Origin of the sequence: Brassicibacter mesophilus, from assembly GCF_050433385.1 — a bacterium.
Lineage (GTDB): Bacteria > Bacillota > Clostridia > Tissierellales > Proteiniboraceae > Brassicibacter > Brassicibacter mesophilus.
Genome location: NZ_JBNPXI010000024.1, coordinates 38,796 through 61,115, shown reverse-complemented (window position 1 = coordinate 61,115; position 22,320 = coordinate 38,796). Strand labels below are relative to the sequence as shown.

The 22,320-nt window shown below is 31.9% G+C and carries 19 protein-coding genes and 1 pseudogene; 16 read left to right on the top strand and 4 right to left on the bottom strand.

Going from position 1 to position 22,320, the window contains the following annotated elements; translation table 11 throughout:
- Positions 1-30: 30 nt before the first annotated feature.
- The 4 genes from HNR33_RS19115 to def all read left to right on the top strand — a co-directional run bounded on the left by HNR33_RS19115 (position 31) and on the right by def (position 2,344).
- The gene (locus HNR33_RS19115) at positions 31-849 is read left to right on the top strand and encodes a GNAT family N-acetyltransferase (protein WP_429086637.1); all 819 of its coding nucleotides are present in this window, start codon (positions 31-33) and stop codon (positions 847-849) included.
- Between the two features lie 217 nt (positions 850-1,066).
- On the top strand, positions 1,067-1,495 hold the full coding sequence (locus HNR33_RS19110; RefSeq protein ID WP_429086635.1) for an N-acetyltransferase: 429 nt from the start codon (positions 1,067-1,069) through the stop codon (positions 1,493-1,495).
- Positions 1,496-1,654: 159 nt separating this feature from the next.
- Positions 1,655-1,891, top strand: coding sequence for a helix-turn-helix transcriptional regulator (locus HNR33_RS19105; RefSeq protein ID WP_429086632.1), 237 nt, complete (start codon positions 1,655-1,657; stop codon positions 1,889-1,891).
- Entirely contained in the window at positions 1,892-2,344 is a 453-nt protein-coding gene (gene def / locus HNR33_RS19100; RefSeq protein ID WP_429086629.1) for a peptide deformylase, read from the top strand. It begins immediately after the preceding gene.
- A 112-nt stretch (positions 2,345-2,456) separates the two neighbouring features.
- On the opposite strand, the pseudogene HNR33_RS19095 reads toward def, so the two are convergent.
- A pseudogene (locus HNR33_RS19095) lies at positions 2,457-3,509 on the bottom strand (oxidoreductase).
- Positions 3,510-4,098: 589 nt separating this feature from the next.
- On the opposite strand from HNR33_RS19095, the gene HNR33_RS19090 reads away from it, so the two are divergent.
- Entirely contained in the window at positions 4,099-5,733 is a 1,635-nt protein-coding gene (locus HNR33_RS19090) for a BCCT family transporter (protein ID WP_429086627.1), read from the top strand.
- A gap of 160 nt (positions 5,734-5,893) precedes the next feature.
- On the opposite strand, the gene HNR33_RS19085 is transcribed toward HNR33_RS19090, so the two are convergent.
- Positions 5,894-6,553 (bottom strand): HAD family hydrolase, encoded by a 660-nt coding sequence (locus HNR33_RS19085; RefSeq protein WP_429086624.1) that lies wholly within the window; start codon positions 6,551-6,553, stop codon positions 5,894-5,896.
- A gap of 529 nt (positions 6,554-7,082) precedes the next feature.
- On the opposite strand from HNR33_RS19085, the gene HNR33_RS19080 reads away from it, so the two are divergent.
- From HNR33_RS19080 to HNR33_RS19045, 8 genes are all read left to right on the top strand, one after another.
- Positions 7,083-8,555, top strand: coding sequence for an ABC transporter permease (locus HNR33_RS19080; protein WP_429086621.1), 1,473 nt, complete (start codon positions 7,083-7,085; stop codon positions 8,553-8,555).
- A gap of 11 nt (positions 8,556-8,566) precedes the next feature.
- The gene (locus tag HNR33_RS19075; RefSeq protein ID WP_429086618.1) at positions 8,567-10,090 is read left to right on the top strand and encodes an ABC transporter permease; all 1,524 of its coding nucleotides are present in this window, start codon (positions 8,567-8,569) and stop codon (positions 10,088-10,090) included.
- 10 nt (positions 10,091-10,100) lie between these two features.
- Complete coding sequence (locus tag HNR33_RS19070) at positions 10,101-11,060, top strand: ABC transporter ATP-binding protein (RefSeq protein WP_429086616.1); 960 nt, start codon at positions 10,101-10,103, stop codon at positions 11,058-11,060.
- 13 nt (positions 11,061-11,073) lie between these two features.
- On the top strand, positions 11,074-12,054 hold the full coding sequence (locus tag HNR33_RS19065; RefSeq protein ID WP_429086613.1) for an ABC transporter ATP-binding protein: 981 nt from the start codon (positions 11,074-11,076) through the stop codon (positions 12,052-12,054).
- A 57-nt stretch (positions 12,055-12,111) separates the two neighbouring features.
- A complete protein-coding gene (locus HNR33_RS19060) occupies positions 12,112-13,917 on the top strand; it encodes an ABC transporter substrate-binding protein (protein ID WP_429086610.1) in 1,806 nt (601 codons plus the stop codon).
- 141 nt (positions 13,918-14,058) lie between these two features.
- Complete coding sequence (locus tag HNR33_RS19055) at positions 14,059-14,439, top strand: RidA family protein (protein WP_429086607.1); 381 nt, start codon at positions 14,059-14,061, stop codon at positions 14,437-14,439.
- Between the two features lie 140 nt (positions 14,440-14,579).
- Entirely contained in the window at positions 14,580-15,353 is a 774-nt protein-coding gene (locus HNR33_RS19050) for a class I SAM-dependent methyltransferase (protein WP_429086605.1), read from the top strand.
- 180 nt (positions 15,354-15,533) lie between these two features.
- Positions 15,534-16,109 (top strand): glycerol-3-phosphate responsive antiterminator, encoded by a 576-nt coding sequence (locus HNR33_RS19045; RefSeq protein ID WP_429086602.1) that lies wholly within the window; start codon positions 15,534-15,536, stop codon positions 16,107-16,109.
- Positions 16,110-16,199: 90 nt separating this feature from the next.
- Here the strand turns inward: HNR33_RS19045 and helD are convergent, their stop codons facing one another.
- Together helD and msrB are read right to left on the bottom strand one after the other, a co-directional pair.
- A complete protein-coding gene (helD, locus tag HNR33_RS19040) occupies positions 16,200-18,470 on the bottom strand; it encodes an RNA polymerase recycling motor HelD (protein ID WP_429086600.1) in 2,271 nt (756 codons plus the stop codon).
- A 158-nt stretch (positions 18,471-18,628) separates the two neighbouring features.
- Positions 18,629-19,081, bottom strand: coding sequence for a peptide-methionine (R)-S-oxide reductase MsrB (msrB, locus tag HNR33_RS19035; protein WP_429086597.1), 453 nt, complete (start codon positions 19,079-19,081; stop codon positions 18,629-18,631).
- Between the two features lie 294 nt (positions 19,082-19,375).
- Here msrB and HNR33_RS19030 point away from each other — a divergent pair, with 294 nt between their 5' ends.
- From HNR33_RS19030 to HNR33_RS19020, 3 genes are read left to right on the top strand one after another with little or no spacing between them, the layout of a single operon-like run.
- Positions 19,376-20,332: a GDSL-type esterase/lipase family protein gene (locus HNR33_RS19030; RefSeq protein ID WP_429086594.1), complete on the top strand. Its 957-nt coding sequence runs from the start codon at positions 19,376-19,378 to the stop codon at positions 20,330-20,332.
- A 31-nt stretch (positions 20,333-20,363) separates the two neighbouring features.
- Positions 20,364-20,861 (top strand): DUF4358 domain-containing protein, encoded by a 498-nt coding sequence (locus tag HNR33_RS19025; protein WP_429086591.1) that lies wholly within the window; start codon positions 20,364-20,366, stop codon positions 20,859-20,861.
- Between the two features lie 38 nt (positions 20,862-20,899).
- Positions 20,900-22,306, top strand: coding sequence for an MBOAT family O-acyltransferase (locus tag HNR33_RS19020; RefSeq protein ID WP_429086588.1), 1,407 nt, complete (start codon positions 20,900-20,902; stop codon positions 22,304-22,306).
- The last annotated feature ends 14 nt before the right edge of the window (positions 22,307-22,320 follow it).

Below are 22,320 nucleotides of genomic sequence, written 5' to 3'. Positions count from 1 at the left end.
AATTAAAAATGAATTATAGGAGGAGATATCATGTTATTACCATTTGTAAAGGAAGACAATGTACTTAATCAGAATCCATTTATGCGTCATGAAGTATTGTTTAATTTAATTCATAGGATAGCTGATGATTCAGGAGCTTTATTGTTACGATCAAAAGATAATAATTCAATAATTGCTCGTTCAAATCCGAATTTTCCAATGTGGGTATGGGTTAATCCTAATACAAGTATTGAGGTAGTACACAGCTCTACTAAGGAAATTGAGAAAATTATTTTAGAAGAAGAATGCTTTGAAATTATAAGTACTCCTGAAGTCTTAAAAGTATTTTTTGAGGATTATCATTGCCAGCACAAAAAAGTCATGGAAATGGAGTCCTATTTATGTAAAGAAGTTTTAATGCCTTCATGCACTCCAGGAATTATGAAGTTATCTTCTGTGGAAGATGTTGATGTTGTTGCTGATTTTTGCGTAGGATTTATATATGATGGATTTGGAAAAACAGTATCAAAAGAAAGTCAGCTTAAAGGGGCTGAAAGGATGATTAATCGTGGAAATTTGTATGTACTTGAAGTTAATAATGAGGTTGTATCGATGGCAAATATTGCTCATAAATCTCCACGACATGCACGTATCAATAGTGTGTACACACCGCCTAATCATAGAAAAAAAGGTTATGCTAGTAAGTTGGTAGCTTCCTTAAGTAATTTAGTTTTATTTGAAGGATTTACGCCTGTTCTCTATACTGATCTTACTAATAGAACTTCTAATAAAGTATATAAAGATATAGGATATATAGAGTGTGGGACAGTTCACCATTATATGGTAACGAATATTAAAAAACTAAACTAGGAGACTGAATACTCCAAATTCATCAGTAGCCATACCACATATAAGACTGAACAAAACTTCATTATTTTCAATAATGACTTTGCCACTAAAAAACTAATCTCAGGCAGTTTCTAATTTTCTGCGTAAAAACATTATTTCAGCTTATTGATAGGAAATTGAAACAAATTTAATATATATGGCGTGTATGGCGTGCTCATGAAATTGGAGGACATTATTTATGATAAGAAAATTAAAAATGAATGAAGAAGAAATCAATAGAATTATGACAATTTGGAAACAGGCAACTATTAAAGCGCATGAATTTATTTCAGAAGACTATTGGCTGAAAAGTTATGATGTTGTAAAAGAAAAATATATTCCAATGGCTGAAAATTATGTATATTTTGATGATGAAGAAATAAAAGGATTCATTAGTATCCTAAATGAAGAGCACATAGGGGCATTGTTTGTAGACGTAAATTGCCAAGGAAAAGGTATCGGAAGAAAACTGATTGAATATACCAGACAAATTTACGACAAACTGACGCTAGCAGTTTATAAGAAAAATGACCAAGCAGTTAGATTCTATAAACAAGTAGGATTTACTATAACTTATGAGCAACTTAATGAAGAAACTAATGAACCAGAATATATTATGAGTTCTTAAAAGAATTAAAAATAAATTTAATTAGTAACAAAGTGCAATAATTGTATAAATAATCGGCTTATATTTTAACTGTTTTATGAAATGTAAGGTTAACTTGACATACGAAATTTTTATTGATATTATTTTAATGTAAGGTTAACATTACAGAGGTGACTATTAATGAAAAATAGAATAAGAGAATATCGTGAATCTCTTGGGTTAACTCAAGAGCAATTAGGGAAACTAGTAGGAGTATCAAGACAAGCAATTAATGCTATTGAAACAGAAAGATTTGAACCATCTATATGGTTAGCCTACGATATTTGCAAAATATTTCACTGCTCCATAGAAGAAGTTTTTCTCTTTGAAGAAAGCGAGAGAAAGTCGAGAGCAGAACAAAGTAGAGGTGTAGTTTAAATGGCATTAAGAAAAATTAGGCTTTTTGATGACGAAATATTAAGAAAAAAGAGTAAAGCGGTTGAAGTAATTGATGATAAAATAAGACAAATATTAAATGATATGGCCGAAACCATGTATAATACAGAAAATGGTGGAGGATTAGCAGCCCCACAAATAGGTATATTGAAGCGATTAGTTGTTATTGATATGGGGAAAGGACTTATAAAATTAATTAATCCAAAGATAATTAAGCAGGAAGGAAATCAAGAAGTTATAGAAGGTTGTTTAAGTATTCCCAATACATGGGGGAGATTGAAAAGACCTGCAAAAGTAGTGGTACAAGCGCTAAATGAAAATGGTGAGGAGATTATATTGACAGGTACAGGAGACTTAGCAAAATGTTTCTGCCATGAGATAGATCATTTAGAAGGTATTCTTTTCACTGATTTGGTCACTGAATATATAAAATAGTGTTATTTAATGTTACGAATTAAATTGTCAGCAGTCATAAAAAAACACGCTAGCTTTATACAATAATAAAGCTAGCGTGTTTTCCATATAACCCTAAAACTAATAAAAAAAGCTATTTACCATACCAAGGACATTTTGTACCATCTATTGTATACTTACAACGAGGAGAACAGTTATAGCAAATATTGACTTTTTCTTTATTAATGGCTTTGTTTGTCCATTCAGGATCAGCTAAAAGACCTTTTCCTACAGCTACCATGTCTATCATATTGTTTTCAAGTAAGTATTCAGCTTGTTTAGGTTCTTTTATTCCAAATACACAAGCCACTGGAATATTTACTTCTTTATATATCTCAGTTCCCATATAAGTAATATGTGAGAATGAGTAATCATGAGGGACTAAAATATCATCTGCTCCTATTCCCGATGAAACGTTAAGTATATTAACACCAAAATCTTCAAGTTTCTTTGCAAAGTATTTGTCTTCTTCTAGGGTTGGGTCATTTACTCCAAACCTATAGCAAATGATGAAATCATCACCAGTGACTTCTCTAACTTCTTTAACTATTTCAATAGGCAATCTGAGCCTATTTTCTAGTGAACCTCCATATCTATCAGTTCTAGTATTAATCTCTTTTGAAGTAAACTGACTGAGAAGATAACCGTGAGCACCGTGAATTTCCACTCCGTCAAGACCCGCTTTTTTTGCTCTTAAAGTAGCTGAAATGAAATCGCTTTTTACCTTTTCGATTTGCTCTAGCGATATTTCAACACATTCTTTGTTTTTAACTTTAACTGCGGAAGAAGAATAAACAGGATTTCCTATTGATTTCATGCCAGCATGAACTAGTTGTATTATAGTAACAACACCTTCATTATGGCAGCTTTCGGCAATTTTTTGAAATTGCGGTATATGCTCATCCTTTCACAATCCAAGCTCAGTATTGACGATACGCCCCTCCTTTGAGATAGCAGTTGCTTCAACTATGATTAGACCAGTTCCACCCTTTGCTCTTTTACCATAATGTTCAGCTCGACTGTAAGCTTCAAATCCATCTTCATTTGCCCAATTAAAGCATACTAAAGGCGGCATGACTATTCTATTTTTAATTTTATAATTGTTAATATTTATGCTTTCATTTATTGAACTACTGATTACAATCACTCCAATCGTAATGTGTTTTTCTTTAAAGATTATTTAAGATGACTATACTAGCATTTTATCATAAAAATATAGTGGTATATAGGTATAGAAAGAAGTAAGTAATATGCAAGGCTTGATTTTCATGTCGAATTATGTTATAATTGTTAGATGTAATATTCTAACGACTTTCTTCCAGTTATAGATTTATGGCGGGATAAAGGTTATTTGTTGATTATTTTTATTAGCTGCTAGAAAAGAAAATATTTACATTTTGTTACTAAGTTATTAAATTAGTGAATTAGATGTTAGTAGTAGCTGGGTTTGTGAGCTTGAATATGTTTTTTGCAGATTTAAGTAAGCATGCTATTGTATAGCGAAACTAATATTGAAAAACGACAAACTATAGAACTGGGGTCTGCTTAGGTCCAAAGGGGTCTAAGCTATACTACATTATGTGGTGTAAAGTGAGTCTTATATTGGCGAAACTTAGGCACTCTAACTCTATTTTAAATAGGGTTAGGGTGCTTTTTTTATTTATAATTGCTGTGAGAGATGTAAAATTAACTAGTAAATAATATTAATGAAACTAATATAAAAAAAGGGGGATTTTATGACGAAAGAAAACATTAAACAAATGGAACAAAAATTATTTAGTAGAAACTTTAAGAAGTTTGGGTTAGATATGAATCCGGTTGTTTCAATAGTATCAGGCTTATTCATATTAGTTTTTGCAGGCTATGCGCTTTATGATTTAGAACAAGCGAGTCGTGTTTTTGATAGTATTAAAAATACGATTGTATCTAAGGGAGACTGGGTATTTATTCTATCTTCAAATTTTTTTCTCATAGCTTGTCTTTATTTAGCATTTTCAAAATTAGGGAAAATAAGAATTGGAGGAGCTAAAGCAAAGCCAGAGTTTTCAAACTTTGCATGGTATTCAATGCTTATGTCCGCTGGTATGGGTATTGGATTATTATTTTGGTCAGTAGGAGAACCTTTATATCACATGCAAAACAAACCTCCAATTTTTAGTGATATCAGTAAAGCAAATTCAGCATTAGCAACAACTTTTTTTCATTGGGGATTACATCCATGGGCAACATATGCAGTTATAGGTTTGGCGTTAGCTTTCTTTGCATATAATAAAAAATTGCCACTTTCTTTGAGGTCGGTATTTTACCCAATATTAAAAGATAAGGTCTTTGGCATAGCTGGAGACATTATTGACATACTAGCTGTTGTTGCATGCTTGTTTGGGTTGGCTACTTCTTTAGGGCTTGGTGTTCAGCAAATTAATAGTGGCTTAAGTTACTTGTTTGGAATTGATTTTAACGTTAACATACAGGTAGTTTTGATTACCATTATAACTCTAATTGCAACTTTATCAGTGGTGTCGGGAATTGATAAAGGTGTTAAAATTCTGTCAGAGTTAAATATTAAAATAGCTTTTGTGTTTGTTTTAGCTGTTTTAATTCTTGGGCCGACAGCGTATATATTAAAGGTATTTTCAGGTGCTTTAGGAGTATATGTTAATGATTTTATTAAGTCTTCATTTTTCATATCAGTTGGGGGTAGTAGTTGGCAAGGTGATTGGTCAGTATTTTATCTTGCTTGGTGGATATCATGCTCTCCTTTTGTAGGAATGTTTGTTGCAAGAGTTTCTAAAGGAAGAACGATTAGAGAATTTATATTAGCTGTAATAATTGTTCCTACAATTTTATCATTCATTTGGTTATCTGTATTTGGTGCTAGTGCTATGTATATTGATAATAGCACTGGGGGAACATTATTTGAAGTGGTTCAAAGCAACCTTCCAGTAGCATTATTTGAGATGATTAATCTTTTAGATATGAACCTTTTGGCAGGGGTAATAAAAATTGTACTATCTTTACTAGGAACAGTGCTAATAATCTCATTTTTTGTCACATCCAGTGATTCTGGTTCATTAGTTGTAGATAGTATTACTTCAGGAGGAAAGCTAGATTCACCAGTACCGCAGAGAGTATTTTGGGCTTGTATGGAAGGGTTTGTAGCTGCAGTACTTCTTTTAATTGGTGGCGAGAAAGCATTGGCAGCACTACAAACAGCTGTGATTAGCTCTGGGCTTCCATTTGCCATTATACTTTTTGTTATGAGTATTTTGTTAGTTAAAAGTATAAATGAATATTATAATACAATAAAAAGTAAAAGAATAGAGGAACTAGAATTGCATGACAGTGCTAGAGACAATAAGATATCAGCATAAAGCCCCTCAATAGTGTTTGATAAAATAAGCCACAGTATGCTTGCTTATCTCTTGAGTTAACATAAAGGTAGGCATAGCATACTATGGCTTATAAATTTCTAATATATTTCATGAATAACAATATCTGAGGCTGTAATATATGCTTAAACGAATTGATAAACTATACAAACAAATGCTCAATTTCTTCAAAGCGGTCTATAATGTAATCTGGTTTTTCAGTTAGTAATTCCTCTCTAGTATTAGAACCAGTAGTTATAGATATAATCTTAGCACCTAAATGTCTGGCTGTTTTAATGTCTAAAAGAGTATCACCTATTATATAGATTTCATCAAATGTATCATTATAAAGATTTTTTACTCTTTTCAAAGCAACTTCTGCAATATCGAATCTTTTGAAACCATCTTCTCCAAAGCCACCTACAGGGAAGTGATCCCATACACCTATTTTTTGAAGTTTATATTTTGCTCCCATGCTAAATTCTCCAGTAATTAAAGATAGCTTATGATTAGTTGATGATAGCTTGTTTATAATACTTACTGCGTCAACATTCTCCCTCCATACATCTGTATCTTTAAATAACTCTAACTGTTCCTTATATAATTCTACGAATGCTTCCCATTTTTGATCACTAAAGGAATGACCGTGCTTATTTAAAACTTCAGTGAAAACATCCTTGTCTGAACGTGCCGAGGTGTCTACACCATCCATACTATTCTCGACATTAAGAAGAAGATTGAGTGCTTTTTTGTAAGGGATATCAGTCCTTTCATCTCGTTTAATTATAGTTCCATTTATATCAAAAAAAATAAGTACTCCCATTTAAATATCCTCCTTTAAGTTAAATAAAAATTTAATTGTATTTTAACATAATATCAGGTTATTTTCTAATAAATAAGATAATATTGGAAAAATATCGTCAAAAATGTTGAATATTGTAGAAAAGCCTATTGCTAATTATCTTATGTATATACTTTAGCTATTAATTTAAATTATCAAAATGAAATTGTTTTTATTTCATTTTGATAATTTTTTTATTTCATTCACAATCGAGTGGTCAGATAAATTGCAAAATTCCAACACTTTGGTTGGTTTAGGTAAATTGGCATATCATTTGCATATATACTTTAGTGTATTCGTTCACTAAAGTATATAAAAATCAGAAAAAAAGATAACTATTTTGACAAAATTTTTAAAAATAATTCATAAAATATGAAGGATTTTTAGATTATTTGTAAAACTATACACTAATACTGACTAAAATAATGGAATGCGGGGGTGATAGAAGGCATAAACCTATATAGTAATTAGAGATCTGATTAGCAGTTATAGGATGGAGGTGAGTATAAAAGTGCTTTCTTTAAAAAAAGTACATAACAAGTCTAGTGCGACGGGCTTACAAAAGTTTTTTTGTTTATTTACTGGATTTGATAAAGCATTCGTAAAAGCTATGAACTATTCACTTTACAAGTATTTAACACTTATTTTAGGGTTACCTATTACCTTCATTGTGATTATTAAATACTATTTGAACAAGAAGAATAGTCCCAAACTAATGCTGAGGAGAGAAGTGGAAAAAGAACTAAAGGAAAAAAATATACATAAGGAATTGATGGAAGAGACTAAATTCCGACTACAAAGAAAGTATGAATTTTTCAATAAATCTTGTTCAGAAGAAGAAATGCAGAAAGAATTGGAAAAGATCGTCCATAGAGACTATGAAAAAATTATTGAGAATCATGTTGATGAAAGAATGGCAAAAGAATCAAAAAGACATAACTCTATTGCTAATACTTTTGTAGAACTTTATCAGAATAATATTTTTAGATTTACTTCATATTTCTTAGGGATTTTAATGTATGTAGTACTATTTATTTTCAAAAATCCTTATTTGAAGTATATTTTTGAAAGAACTTTAATGCTTTTATTTGTAATTTTCGGTGTTACTATTATTGTATTTACAATACTGTATCTTTCTCCAATGGATCCAGCAAGGAACATATTAGGGCAACTGGCTACTGAAGAACAGGTTACAGACTGGAAAGCGTTATATGGCTTAAATGAGCCATATCATGTACAACTACTAAAAACATTTAAGAATGTTGTTACCTTTGATTTTAAAAATTCATACGTAGGAAATGAGCCAGTTATGGAAGGAATACTAAGGAAATTCCCGATTACGTTGAAGGTTACATGTGCTTCACTACTACTGTCAATAATTATAGCAGTACCTGCAGGAATTATATCGGCAGTAAAGCAGTACTCAGCGTTTGACTTTGCGTCTATGATAATTGCGCTTATTGGTATATCAATACCTAACTTCTGGTTAGGATTAATGCTTATACTACTGTTCTCAGTAAATCTTGGATGGTTAAATGTAATATACTCTAATACTGACTGGAAGTCTCTGGTCATGCCTGCAATTGTATTGGGTACATCTCTTGCAGCTTCTGTTGCACGTATGACACGTTCTTCTATGTTAGAAGTTATAAAGTCAGACTATATAACAACTGCTAGAGCCAAGGGATTAAAGGAAAATGTTGTTGTGTTAAAACACGCACTTAGGAATGCAATAATTCCAATAATCACAGTTATCGGACTACAGTTTGGAGGTATGTTGGGTGGATCAGCTGTTACTGAAAAAGTATTTACAATACCTGGTATCGGTTCTCATATAGTATCAAAGCAGATGATTCCTGACGTACCGGTTGTTTTAGCAGGAGTAGTGTACATTGCTATTATAATTAGTTTAGCAAATTTAGCTGTAGATATTTTATACGCTTTCTTTGATCCTCGTATAAAAGCTAAGCTTAAAAACTATTAGGAGTTTGTAATATGGAGAATATAAAAAATATTAATAGACAGAAAACAAAGTTATTTAAAAAATGTGGTGAGCGCAGTATAACTCGATTTACAATAACATTCTCTTTAATTGTTGCTTTGTGTTTAATGGGATTGTATCTATTTAACAGGGCAAAGGGAGATGTAAGTAGTATTGTGCAAAATGTACTTTTAGTGTTCTCTATGTGCTACCTTTTAGCAGCAGCTAGCTGTCATTTCTTAAAAAGGAGAATAGAGAAAGACTTACTAGAGTTAGGACATATAAGCGGTAAAACTAGAAGGTCAAGTCTGTTATTACTGATTTTTATGATTTTTGGAAATGTTTTTACTCTAATTACTTTTCTTAACTTAATAAAGGAAGAAAAAACATTAGAGTATAAGCTATCTTATTCAACTGTGTTAGTTACAACTTTTCTACTTTTAATTGCAACACTAAATTTATTTAAAGAAGAACCATCAAGCATTCAGTATATGGGAGTTATTCTATTAGCAGTTATATCTCTTATACAGTGGATTTGTGTTGCTTTAGTAGGAAAATATTCTAGCATAAAAACTTTAAATCCTAAACTTAAGTATGTAGGCTATCTCTTAATTGTTTTATCATTGAGTGGTAATATATTATCGTTATTCGCAGGTCTTGTAATCATTGCTAAAGTGAGGAATATTGGTTCAAGTAGAAATATTATGTGGATCGATATATTAAGAAGGCTATTTAGAAATCCAACAGCTGTAGCGGGTCTTTTATATGTAGTATTTTTAATTGCTATTTCTATTTATAGCTTTTTCATATTTGACTATAGTTTAGCAGTTGAAAATGATTATTCAAACTTATTTCAAAAGCCTAGCTTGACATATCCATTTGGAACGGATGAGTTTGGGAGAGATGTTTTTATCAGGATTATCTTTGGAGCTAGAATATCTCTTGCAGTAGGATTCGTATCAACCATGATACCTATTATAATTGGTGGTTTTCTTGGGGCAATTGCAGGGTATTATGGAAGAAATACAGACAATATAATTATGCGTCTTTTGGATGTGCTTTATGCAATACCAGGAATATTACTAGCTATTGCGATCGTTGCCGCATTTGGTGCGAATACCTTTAATTTAATCATGGCTCTAAGTATTGGAGGTATTCCAGGCTATGCAAGAACTGTTAGAGCACAGGTGATGCAGCTTGCTGACGCAGAATTTATTGAAGCAGCAAGAGCATGTGGTGCTAGCAATAAAAGAATTATATTTGAGGATATTATTCCTAACTCATTATCACCAGTTATTGTTCGTGCAACTCTTGGTATAGGGTCAGCAGTTCTTTCTACTTCTGCCTTAAGCTTTCTAGGGTTAGGAGTACAGCCTCCGACGCCTGAGTGGGGCAATGTTTTAAAGGCTGGAAGTGAATACTTAGAATTTTATCCTTACTTAGCTATTTTTCCAGGCTTAGCTATAGTTTCTGTTGTATTGGCATTTAACTTCTTTGGTGACGGGTTACGTGATGCATTAGATCCAAAATTAAAATAGGAGTAAGAGTATGGAAAAATTATTAGAAATAAAAAACCTACATGTTCATTATATAACTGAAGATGAAGTTGTGAAGGCTGTAAATGGGCTTAACTTAATTGTTAATAAAGGGGAGAGTTTAGGAATAGTGGGTGAGACTGGTGCAGGTAAAACTACAACTGCAATGTCAATATTACAACTAATACCTAGTCCTCCTGGTGATATAGTTGATGGACAGATAATTTATAAAGGTGAAGATCTTAATAGTATGCCTGAAGCAAAAAAACGTAAGATAAGAGGAAATGAAATATCTATGATTTTCCAAGATCCTATGACTGCACTGAATCCTGTTTTTACAGTAGGGAGTCAGATCGTCGAGACTATTAGAAATCATGGAGATATGACTAAAGCAGAAGCGATTATGAAGGCTAAGGAGATGCTTCGAGTAGTAGGTATTGATGAATCTAGATTTGATGATTATCCTCATCAGTTTTCTGGAGGGATGAAGCAGCGGGTAATAATTGCTATGGCTCTAGCATGTAATCCAACCCTTTTAATTGCAGATGAACCTACGACTGCTCTTGATGTTACAATTCAAGCACAGGTACTTGAGTTAATTGGCGGACTTAGAGAGAAATATGGTACATCCCTCATATTAATAACTCATGATTTAGGAGTAGTGGCTGAAACCTGCGAAAAAGTGGCTATTATGTATGCTGGGGAGATAGTAGAGTATGGTCCTATTGAAGATCTATATACAGAAACTAAGCATCCATATACTCAAGGATTATTTAATTCTATTCCAACACTAGAAGAAGATGTTGAAAGACTTTCTCCAATTAAAGGGCTTACGCCGGATCCAACAAATTTACCAAGTGGGTGCTCCTTTCATCCAAGGTGTCCACGTGCTACTGAAATATGTAAGGAAAAGACACCTGATTTGGTTGGTGAAGTACACGCTGTAAAGTGTCACCACCCATTAAATAGTTAAAGGAGGCGATAGTATGAAAGATAATGTGCTTTTAGAAGTTAAAAATCTGAAAAAATATTTTACTACGCCGTTTGGCAATCTACATGCTGTTGATAATGTCTCTTTTAAAATTGAGAAAGGGAAAACCATAGGCATAGTTGGAGAGAGTGGTTGCGGAAAATCTACATGCGGTAAAACCATATTGAGACTTCATGAGCCTACTGATGGGAAGATTTATTATGACGGAATAGATGTTACTAGCTTAGATAAAAACGAAATGAGAATGATGCGTAGAGAAATGCAGATAATATTTCAGGATCCCTATGCTTCATTAAATCCACGTAAAACTATTGCTCAGATTATAGAAGGTCCACTTATTATTCATAAAGTATATAAGAATAAAGAAGACAGAATGAAGAAGGTTAAAGAGCTTATGGACTTGGTTGGACTTGCTGAACGTCTTTATAACGCATATCCTCATGAGCTTGACGGCGGAAGAAGACAACGTGCAGTTATTGCACGTGCTCTTTCGATCGATCCAAAGTTTATAGTTTGTGACGAGCCTGTAAGTGCTCTCGACGTGTCTATACAGGCACAGATATTAAACTTAATGCAGGACTTGCAGCAAAAACTAGGATTGACTTATATGTTTATTACACATGATTTATCAGTTGTAAAGCATATATCTGATGAAATTGGAGTAATGTACCTAGGAAAGATGATTGAAAAGGCTCCAAAAAAAGACTTATTTGAAACTCCTTTTCATCCATATACCCAGGCATTATTGTCTGCTATACCTACTCCAACTGTAGGGAAGGGAAAAAATAGGATAATATTAGAGGGTGAAATAACTTCACCTATAAACCCGAGTCCAGGATGTAGATTTGCTGCTCGCTGTAGATTTGTAAGTGAACAGTGCAAGTGTGAAAATCCAGAATTGAAAGAGATAAAGGATAATCACTTTGTAGCATGCCATAGATCTGATGAAATTTTAAAAGGCTCTCTAAGCTACTAAATATTTAAGTATTTAGGGTTAATAACCTAATATAAATTAACTAATGGAGGTGCTCATATGAAAATGAAAAAGATTTTAGTTTTATTGTTAGCATTAATGCTAGTTCTTACTGCCTGTGGAACTAAGCAAACAGATTCACAAGATGTAGCTAAGGGAAATGAAGATAAACCTTTAGATCTTACACTTGATTTTCTCTTTATGGCTGGCTGGGGAGATAAGGATGCAACAATAGTAAAAGACCAGTTAGAGAAACTAGGTATCAAGGTTAATTTAGTTCAAACTCCAGACTATGCTACATATTCAGAGAAACTTGGAAATGGTGACTATGATATGGCATTTAGTGGTTGGACTACAGTTACAGGTAACCCAGATTACGCTGTACGTTCTTTATTCACTCCAGGTGGAGATTATAACAATTCAGGGTTAGCTGACCCTAAGGTTGAAGAGCTTATATTAAAAGCTGCAACTCAAACTCCAAGTGAATATGTTAAGACTTATGGAGAGTTTGAGCAATATATGATGGATAATGCTTATATTGTTCCAGTATATTCAGCAAATAAAATACAAGCTTATAACAAAGAAATATTGAAGCCAGGACGTGAAAATGTTAGACTATCAAAATCACGTTCAATGGTTTGGGAGAAATTCGATTTTAATGATACTTCAAAGAGAAAAACAGCTCCTGTATTGTTGTCCCAGACATCAGGTAACTTAACATCGCTTGACCCTATTAAAGGTAACGATGGTTCCATAAACACACTTAATACAAATATGTATGTAAGACTAGTAAACTTAACTGATGATGATGTTGTAACTTCTGATGGTTCTTTAAGCTATGAGCATGCTATAGCTGAAGGAAATAAGGCGTACTATTTCGTATTAAGAGATGATATAAGCTTTGCAAAGGTACAAAATGGAGATGTTGTTGACTCTGGCGAACTAGTAGGAGCTGAAGATGTTGTTTTCCATCTAAATCGTGCAAAAGACAAGGACTCAGTTCCTGAGCATAGAACATACACACTACATGGAAATATGAAAGAAATAAGTATTGTAACAGATTTAGCTGAGTTAGAAAATACTAAGACTGCTTCAGGAAAAACATTAAAAGAATTATTTGATGGTGAGGTTCCAAGTGGTTCAATATCTGAACTTGTTGCATCAAAAAATGATGTAGATAATTCAAAAGGAAAGTACCAAGTAGTACGCGTTGAAACTGTGGAACCATTCCCACAAGTATTGAATTTCTTGGCTCATCAATCTGCAGGTATTACTAGTGAGGCTCAGGTTACTAAGATAAATGGTAATGGTGGAACATATGGAGATCAAAATGAGGCAATAAAAGATGACCATCTTAGAACTAGTGGTCCATACTGCTTATATTATAAAGATGATCAAATAATGAAGTTTAAAAAGAACCCAGCATACATGGTTGGTACTGAACATGAACCAAAGGTTGATGAAATTCATGTTAAAATAATTCCAGATACTAGTGCAGCTGTTCAAGCACTATTTAGTGGTGAAATTCATGTTCTTTATGGAGTTCCATCTTTACACTACGATAAGATAAAGAATGAAAGCAAACTAGATATCACTGAAATAGAGTCTAATGCTGCATCATACATTATATTCAACCTAGATGAAAAGTATCAAAGGCCAGTATTAGATATGAATTTACGTAAAACTATTTTAAATGCTATAGATCCAAAGGCATATATTACAATAGTACAGTCAGGTCGTGCAGTAGAGATAACTTCAACTGTAACTCCTCTTATCAAAAATCTAGAAGGATATGAAAAGGTTGAAAAACCTACTAGTGATGATAAGGCTAAAGAGTATTTAAAAGCATATAGTCAAAGTAAATAAGTGTTATAAGAACTGCTTAGATGTAATTGATTACATTTAAGCAGTTTTTTATTTTTGACAAATATATATTTAGTTCTTAGCATGTATCAGATATTATGGTATAATTTAGCATAAAGAAAAATATTGGGGGTTGATTTTATTATGGCAAGAAAAGCGTTTAATGCAAAAGGTGCTGTATCTGTTGGCCCGTATTCACATGCTGTTGAATCAGGAGATACTATTTATCTTTCGGGGCAGACTCCTATCGACTCAAGTACAGGAAAGCTTATAGAAGGAGGCATAGCTGCTCAGACTGAGCAGTGCTTTAGGAATCTATTCAACGTGCTTGAAGCTGCTGGACTAACACCAGATGATGTAATGAAAGTAAATGTATTTCTAACTAACATGGATGATTTTAAAGCTATGAATGAAATATATCAAAAGCAGTTTTCAACTCCATATCCTTCTAGAACCACAATTGGAGTTGCATCATTGCCCCTAGGGGCAATGATCGAAATAGAGATGATAGCAAAAAGAAGTTAATTCTCATTAAAAAAGGTATAGAATCGAGGTAAATGTATGTACATTTATTATGTTTTATATGGATTGTAACAACCTATAAGAGGTCCTCCTACAATGAATTGTTCCAAAAGATTTATCTTATTTTTAAGGGAGGAAGCTTTATGAACCAAAATGTATTAAGAAATAAAAAATTATTTAATCTCTTAATGGAAGAAACAAATGCAAAGTTTGAAGGATGGGATTTCTCTCATATAGAGGAAGCAGGTAGAATGTGTGAGTTTCCATTAAGTTGGAGCTATAGAAACAAGATAAGGATGAAAGTGAGAGATGTGTCTTCGATGCTCGACATGGGCACGGGTGGTGGTGAGTTTTTGTCTACATTAGCTCCACTTCCAAAAAATACATGTACTACAGAAGGATACGAACCTAATGTCATTGTAGCAAGAAATAGACTAGAGCCTCTAGGAATAAGGGTTTATGAAGTGAAAAATGATAATGAGCTGCCGCTTAAAGATGAAGATTTTGAACTTGTAATAAATAGACATGAGTCTTATTCAGCTAAAGAGGTAAGACGGGTACTAAAGAATAACGGTATTTTTATAACCCAACAAGTTGGGGGATTGAATGATAAAGAAATCAATGAGATTTTGGAAGTTTCAGTAAGTGAATATTTTAATTGGAATTTAGAATATGCAGTTAATCAATTAAGGGATTCTAAATTTAACATATTAGAGCAAAAAGAAGATATTGTAAAAACAAGATTTTATGATATTGGTGCTATAGTGTATTACTTAAAAGCAATACCATGGCAGGTACCTGATTTTACAGTTGAAAAGTACTTTGATAAGTTAGTTAGAATTCATAATTTGATAGATCAAAATGGGTACATTGATTTCACATGTCATAGATTTTTTATTGTGGCAGAGAAGATATAAAGAAGCTCTTTATTTAAATAAGGTATATTTATCAATATACTTTATAGAATATAATATGATGATAGGATAAGAAATGTTTTAGGCATGAGATGTTGAGAGCCGTACAAGTTAACCTATGAAAGCATAGGTCTAGCTTTGTACGGCTTTATTTAGAAAAATGTTACTATTAAAGTAACGGGGGTGAGTAACCTGAACAATAATTTTTTTGAGAGAATAAGCAACAATCCAATTATTGCAGCAGTAAATGACCTAGATAAGCTAGATACAGCAATTAGATCTCCTAGTGAGATAATCTTTCTGCTCACAGGAAATATTATTAATTTGAAAAGTATAGTAGATAAAGTAAAGGCTTCAAATATGGAGATATACGTTCATATAGATCTTATAGAAGGTTTTTCAAGAGATGGAATAGTAGTTGAATATATCTCTCAGTACATAAAGCCCAATGGAATAATATCTACTAGATCAAATTTAATAAACATAGCAAAAAAACTAGATATGTTTGCTATTCAAAGATTATTTCTACTAGACTATTTATCAGTAGACACAGGGATTAAGTCTTTACATTCAACTAAAGCTAATGCAGTGGAACTTTTACCGGGAATTATGCCGAAGGTTACAGAGCATATAAGTAAAGAAACTAATATACCAATAATAACAGGTGGATTAATAAAAGATAAAGAAGATGTTATATCTAGTCTTAAGGCAGGTGCTATTGGTATTTCCACTAGTAAAGAAGAGATTTGGTATATGTAGGCGAATAAATAAACAATATTTTAAAAATATAAGTAGTACAAGAGTATCTATCAAAAAACTGATAGATACTCTGTTTTTAAACAAACATAATTAATCTAGCTTTATATATAGTGATTTATCTAAACGCTTTATAAACGGAGATAAGTTATCTGAATAAAATACATACAGTCTATGCAAAGCTCTTGTGCAAATAGTATATAATAGCTGCTTTTCATTTTCAGATCCATAAGTTTCTTCATTACAGGTATATACTATTACCGCATCAAACTCAAGACCCTTAGCCAAATAAGATGGCACTACTACAGTTCCTTTTGGATATTTTATGTCATCATTTTTAATGAGGTGTACATTAATATATTTTTTCAAAGCCTTGTGCACATCAATACTCTCATTAAGCGTTTTGCATATTATTGCTATAGAAGCAAATCCTTCTTTCTTCAGATGGTTGGCAACATCCAAAACCTTATTCAGTATATCGGCATTTGAAACTTTGACCAATGTAGGCTTTACACCACTGCGCTCAAGGTATTCCCATTCATGTTTTTCTCCAAGTAATGCTCTAGTAAATTGAGAAATTTCACTTGTAGACCTATAGCTTTTATTTAACGTAAGAATTGAAGTGATTTTTCCTTCGAATAGCTTAGTAATTCTGGTATATTTTCCAATATTCATATAAGGGCTTATAGATTGGTTTAAATCTCCTAATAAAGTAAAGCTACTGTCAGCAAAAAGCAATTTAAAGCTCATATATTGCAAAATAGTATAATCTTGGCACTCATCAACTACTACATGTCTAATAGCTGAATTGGAGGGAGAACCATCTAGTATCAATTTAAGATAGACTAAGGCAATGCCATCTTCATAGTTTATTTTATTAGTTTCAGTTAGCTTATTAGTTTCTTTTCTTATTTGATTAAAGAAATCAGGCAATATACCTTTGTTTGATTTTCTAAATAACTCTTCATTATTAAAGAGGTTAAGATATATATCAACTAAATTGAAGGTGGTTTTTTCTCTGATACTGTCTTTTATAGGATTAAATTCATCTCTAATTATACTGTAAACTTTTGCCCGAATTACTTCATCTGTATTAAATGTGTCTCTTTTTTTTATATAATTATAGACTTCTTGGAATCTTTTATCCTCAAATGGTTTTAATAAGAATAACACTCTATTTCTAACCATTTCTAAACGTTTAGAAAATGGTCTAAAACTATACTCATTTACTAGTAGATTATAGAGTTCTTCCTTGCTTGCAAGTAGATTATCCTTATAGTAAATATCTTCAAATACAATACTTTCCGTTTCTACATAACGTATATAGTTGTTAAGTATATCAATAAAAGCTTCTGAAACCTTGAATTCTATATTTTTAATTCTTTGAATATATTTTTCGCTATTTTGATTGGATAAAAGAAAGTTCATTTGGTCACCCATATCTTCAAGCTCAGCTGTTAGTTCAAGAAATTTTTCAGCATAGTCTACGAAAGTTGTTTGGAACATATTTTCCTCACCTAATTCAGGAAGAACAGTAGAGATGTAATCATTGAAGACAGAATTTGGAGAAAAAATTACTATATTTTTTGGGTTCATAGACTTCTGATATCTATATAATAAATAGGCTATTCTATGCAGAGCAATAGAGGTTTTACCACTACCAGCAGGTCCTTGAACTACCATGACATGATTTTTTTCATCACGAATAACTCTATTTTGTTCAAGCTGTATACTAGTCACTATAGATTTCATTTTATTATCAACATTTTTACTTAATATCTCTTGAAGGATTTCGTCATCTATCTTTAAACTGCTATTAAGCATATACAGCATTTTACCATTTTCAATCTTATATTGTCTCTTTAAAGTCAAGTTCCCTTCTATAGTTGAATTAGGAGACTTATACTCAGCTTTTCCAACTTCATAATCATAAAACATACTTGATACAGGAGCCCGCCAGTCAATTACCATATAATCATGTGTATCACTTTCTAGGATACTTCCTATTCCGATGTAGAAGCTTTCAGCTTTGTCTTCTCCATTCTCTTTAAAATCTATTCTGCCAAAGTAAGGTGAAAATTGCATTTTTTCAAGTTTTCTCACCATGGATTCAGACAATATAATTTTACGTCCTTCTCTTTCAATTTCATTTTGATAGTACCATAACTGTGCAGCATCGTTTACTTCCCATAATTCAACTGGAGTAGAAGTTATTTCTTCGAACATTTCTTTTTGGATTGAGAGTGCTTCTTTTTTAAAAATCTCATAATATTTTTTTTGCTCTTTTAAGTCAAAATCTATTTGAGTAAGTGTTTTATGAAGCTTTTTCTCTTCATATGTTATTTCATCCTTGCTAAAGTTCATTGAAACATCACTCCTTTCAAGATTGGCATTGAATATAATATCATTGATACCAATAAAATACCAGACTGTTATTTTATGTAATTATATGATATAATATATACAGAAAGTAAAATAAGAATCCCTCTTAAATCGTTAACAGATTAAGAGGGATTCTTATCTTATTTAAAAAGCTTTATATATTCGCTATATCCTTCTTTTTCAAGGTTTTCCATAGGTATAAATCTTAGAGCAGCTCCATTGATACAGTATCTTAATCCAGTTGTTTCCTTAGAACCATCATTGAATACATGTCCAAGGTGAGAGCCTCCATCCTTACTTCTTACTTCTGTGCGTTCCATTCCATGGGTTAAATCTATTTTTTCTACGATATTTTCATGATCAATTGGCTTATCGAAGCTAGGCCACCCACATCCTGAGTCAAATTTATCAAGAGAACTAAATAGTGGTTCGCCAGATACAACATCAACATATATTCCTGGTTTATCATGTTTATAGTATTTGCTACTAAAAGGTCTTTCAGTACCGTTTTCTTGAGTTATTCTATATTGCTCGGCCGTCAATTTTCTTTTCAAATCTGCTTTACTAGGTTTGTTAAACTCTCTATTATCCAAACATATCCTCCTTTCAAATGATAAATTTGTTTTTAATATAATATACCCAATTATTCCTAGAAAATATTAAAGCACAAAATACTTACAAAATATATCCTGATGTTGCGTAAAACTGGTACGGTTCCCATCATATACATTCAAATACATTAGAATTTAGCCAAATTGATACCTTTTTTTAACCATTTCAGTAAGAACTAATACTATAATATGAGTTGTACAATATTTCAATTTACTTATAAATTACAATATTTTGACATATAGCATTAAAATAAATACGTTTGGAGGGTTATTGCAATGGTGAGAAGGGTACGAAGAAGAAAAAGAAGAAAAAGAAGAAGAGCGAGGGTTAACTTTAAAAGACTAGCTATTTCGTTATCAATAATCATAATAATTACATTTACCGTGGCTAATCATTTTATTGATAGCAGCACCCTGGATAAAGGATCGGCAGCATACGCAGGGTCAAAGCAGGATGATGAAGCAAAGAATGAATATGAAGATGAACTAGTCTATGATGAAGATAGAGATGAGTCTCAGGTAGATGAAATATATGAAAAAATAGTAGATGCACGTGCTGATGGAAAAGTGAATGATGCTCAAATTGATAATACAGTTTCTGAGTCTGAAAGTCATGATAAAGAAACCACAGAAGATGATTTAAATTCTGAAGGTATTTCTAATGTTGGTGAAGACACAAAGACTCCAGTTAGTGAAACTAACAGTGATTACAAAGATGTATTCGGAAAGGATGTTTTTATAGGAGATTCTATTACGGAGGGACTATCTGCATATGAGCTACTTGATGAATCTAATATTTTTGCAGGATTAGGAGTGACTGTCTTAGATCAAAAAAAGAAACTGAATGAAATAATAAAGTCAGAACCAGAAAACATCTATATACTGCTAGGGGTAAATGATGTTCTTACAGGAATAAGTAGTGAAAAATTTGCAAGTAACTATGCTCAATTTGTTCGGGCAATTAAAGAAAAGCTTCCAGACACTAATATCTATATTCAATCTATACTTCCAGTTTCTTCAAAGGTAGCAATCAAAAAGCCTTTGCTTACAAATGAACGAATAAATGAATTTAATACAGCCTTAAAAAGTATGGCAGAAACCGAAGATGCTAAATACGTTAATATAGCTTCAGTAACAGATGATTATAACAGCTTATATGCAAAAGATGGAATACATTTAAAAAGTAGCTTCTATAAGCTGTGGCTTAATTATTTAATAAACAATACTAAATAGATACAAATTTATGTGAAGGGATGAAAACAATATGATTAATTATTTAAAGAAAAATTATAAAAACCTTTTTATAACTCTCGTTTTGGCGTTTTTAACTATAGGTGTTTTAGTAGGATGCTCATCTGATAAACTATCAACTAAAAACCTAGCTGTTAAGGAAATTGATGAAAAAATAAAACAATCTGTAGATGTATCAAATCTAAATAAAGGAGATAAAGATAAGCTAAAGAGGCTATACGATGTAGATGATAATGAAATTGAAGATTTTATACTTTACACTGCCCAATCAAATATTGAAGCTGATGAAATAGCAATAATAAAAGTTAACAAAGATGAAAAAATTGCTGATGTTAAGAATAAGATATCAAAAAGATTAGAAGAGCAATCTGCAAGCTTTAAAGATTACCTTCCAGATGAATATTATGTGATAGAAAAACATGTTTTGAAAACAAAAGGAAAATATATTTTATTTACTATATCAGAAGACGCAGAGAAAATAGAGGATATATTTGACGAATGTTTCAAGTAATTATGAAGTAAAATAGATAGTTTAGGAGTGAAGGAGCCTTGGTTTTTAGCAGTCTTATATTTATAGTAATGTTTTTACCAGTGACCATTTTTATTTATTATATATCACCAAGGTTTCTAAGAAACCTTGTTTTTCTTGCAGCAAGCTTGGTATTTTATGCATGGGGAGAACCTGTATATATACTTATTATGGTGTTTTCAACTGTTTTTGATTACACAAATGGAATGTTAATAGATAAATATAGACAACGGAAAAAAATAGCTCGTGCAGTTCTAATCAATTCTGTTGTTGTTAATTTAGGGATACTATGTTTTTTTAAATACTATAGCTTTATAGTGAGTAATATAAATCATGTATTTAATCAAGATTTAGCGTTATTAGACTTACCTCTTCCATTGGGAATATCATTCTATACATTTCAGACATTATCGTATGTGGTAGATGTGTATTTGGATAAGGTACCAGTTCAAAAGAACATAGTTTCGTTTGGAACATATGTAGCGATGTTTCCGCAGCTTGTTGCAGGTCCTATAGTAAGATATAGCGACATATCTAGAGAACTAAATTCAAGAAAAGAAAGCTTTTTCATGTTTGGTGAAGGAGTAGAGTTATTTATAATAGGATTGGCGAAAAAAGTACTTTTAGCAAATAACATAGGTATTCTTTGGCACACAATAAAAGCAACCCCTATAGAAGAGCTTTCAATATTTTCAGCTTGGCTTGGAATAATTGCATTTACATTCCAAATATATTTTGACTTTAGTGGATATTCGGATATGGCTATAGGTATTGGAAAAATGTTTGGGTTTAATCTTATGCAAAACTTTAACTATCCATACATTTCAAAAAGTGTATCTGAATTTTGGCGTAGATGGCATATTTCATTAGGTTATTGGTTTAGAGAGTATGTATATATACCTCTTGGAGGCAATAGAGTAGGAGCGTTAAAGCAGTATAGAAATCTATTTGCTGTTTGGTTCCTGACAGGGCTATGGCATGGTGCTAACTGGAACTTTATTCTATGGGGATTATATTTCGGAATTTTTATAATGATAGAAAAAATGTTTCTTGAAAGATGGCTTAAAGAAAAGCCACGTTTTATTGGACATGTATACACTCTTGTTGTTGTAATAGTAGGATGGGTTTTCTTTGAATTTGAAAACATGGCATTGGCAATAAAGTTTATTGGAACTATGTTTGGATTTGGTGAACATATGCTTGTTGACAGCACCGCACTGTATTATTTATATACTAATGCAGCAATGTTTATGATTTTAATAGCATGCTCGACTCCTTATCCTAAGAATCTATTTTCAAATATGCAAAGCAGACTAAAAGGTGGGGGAACTGTAGTTGTTCCATTAGTCTATATGTTATTAATATTTTTTTGCACAGCGTATTTAGTAAATGAGACATATAATCCTTTTCTATACTTTAGGTTCTAACGGGTAGTAGAAAT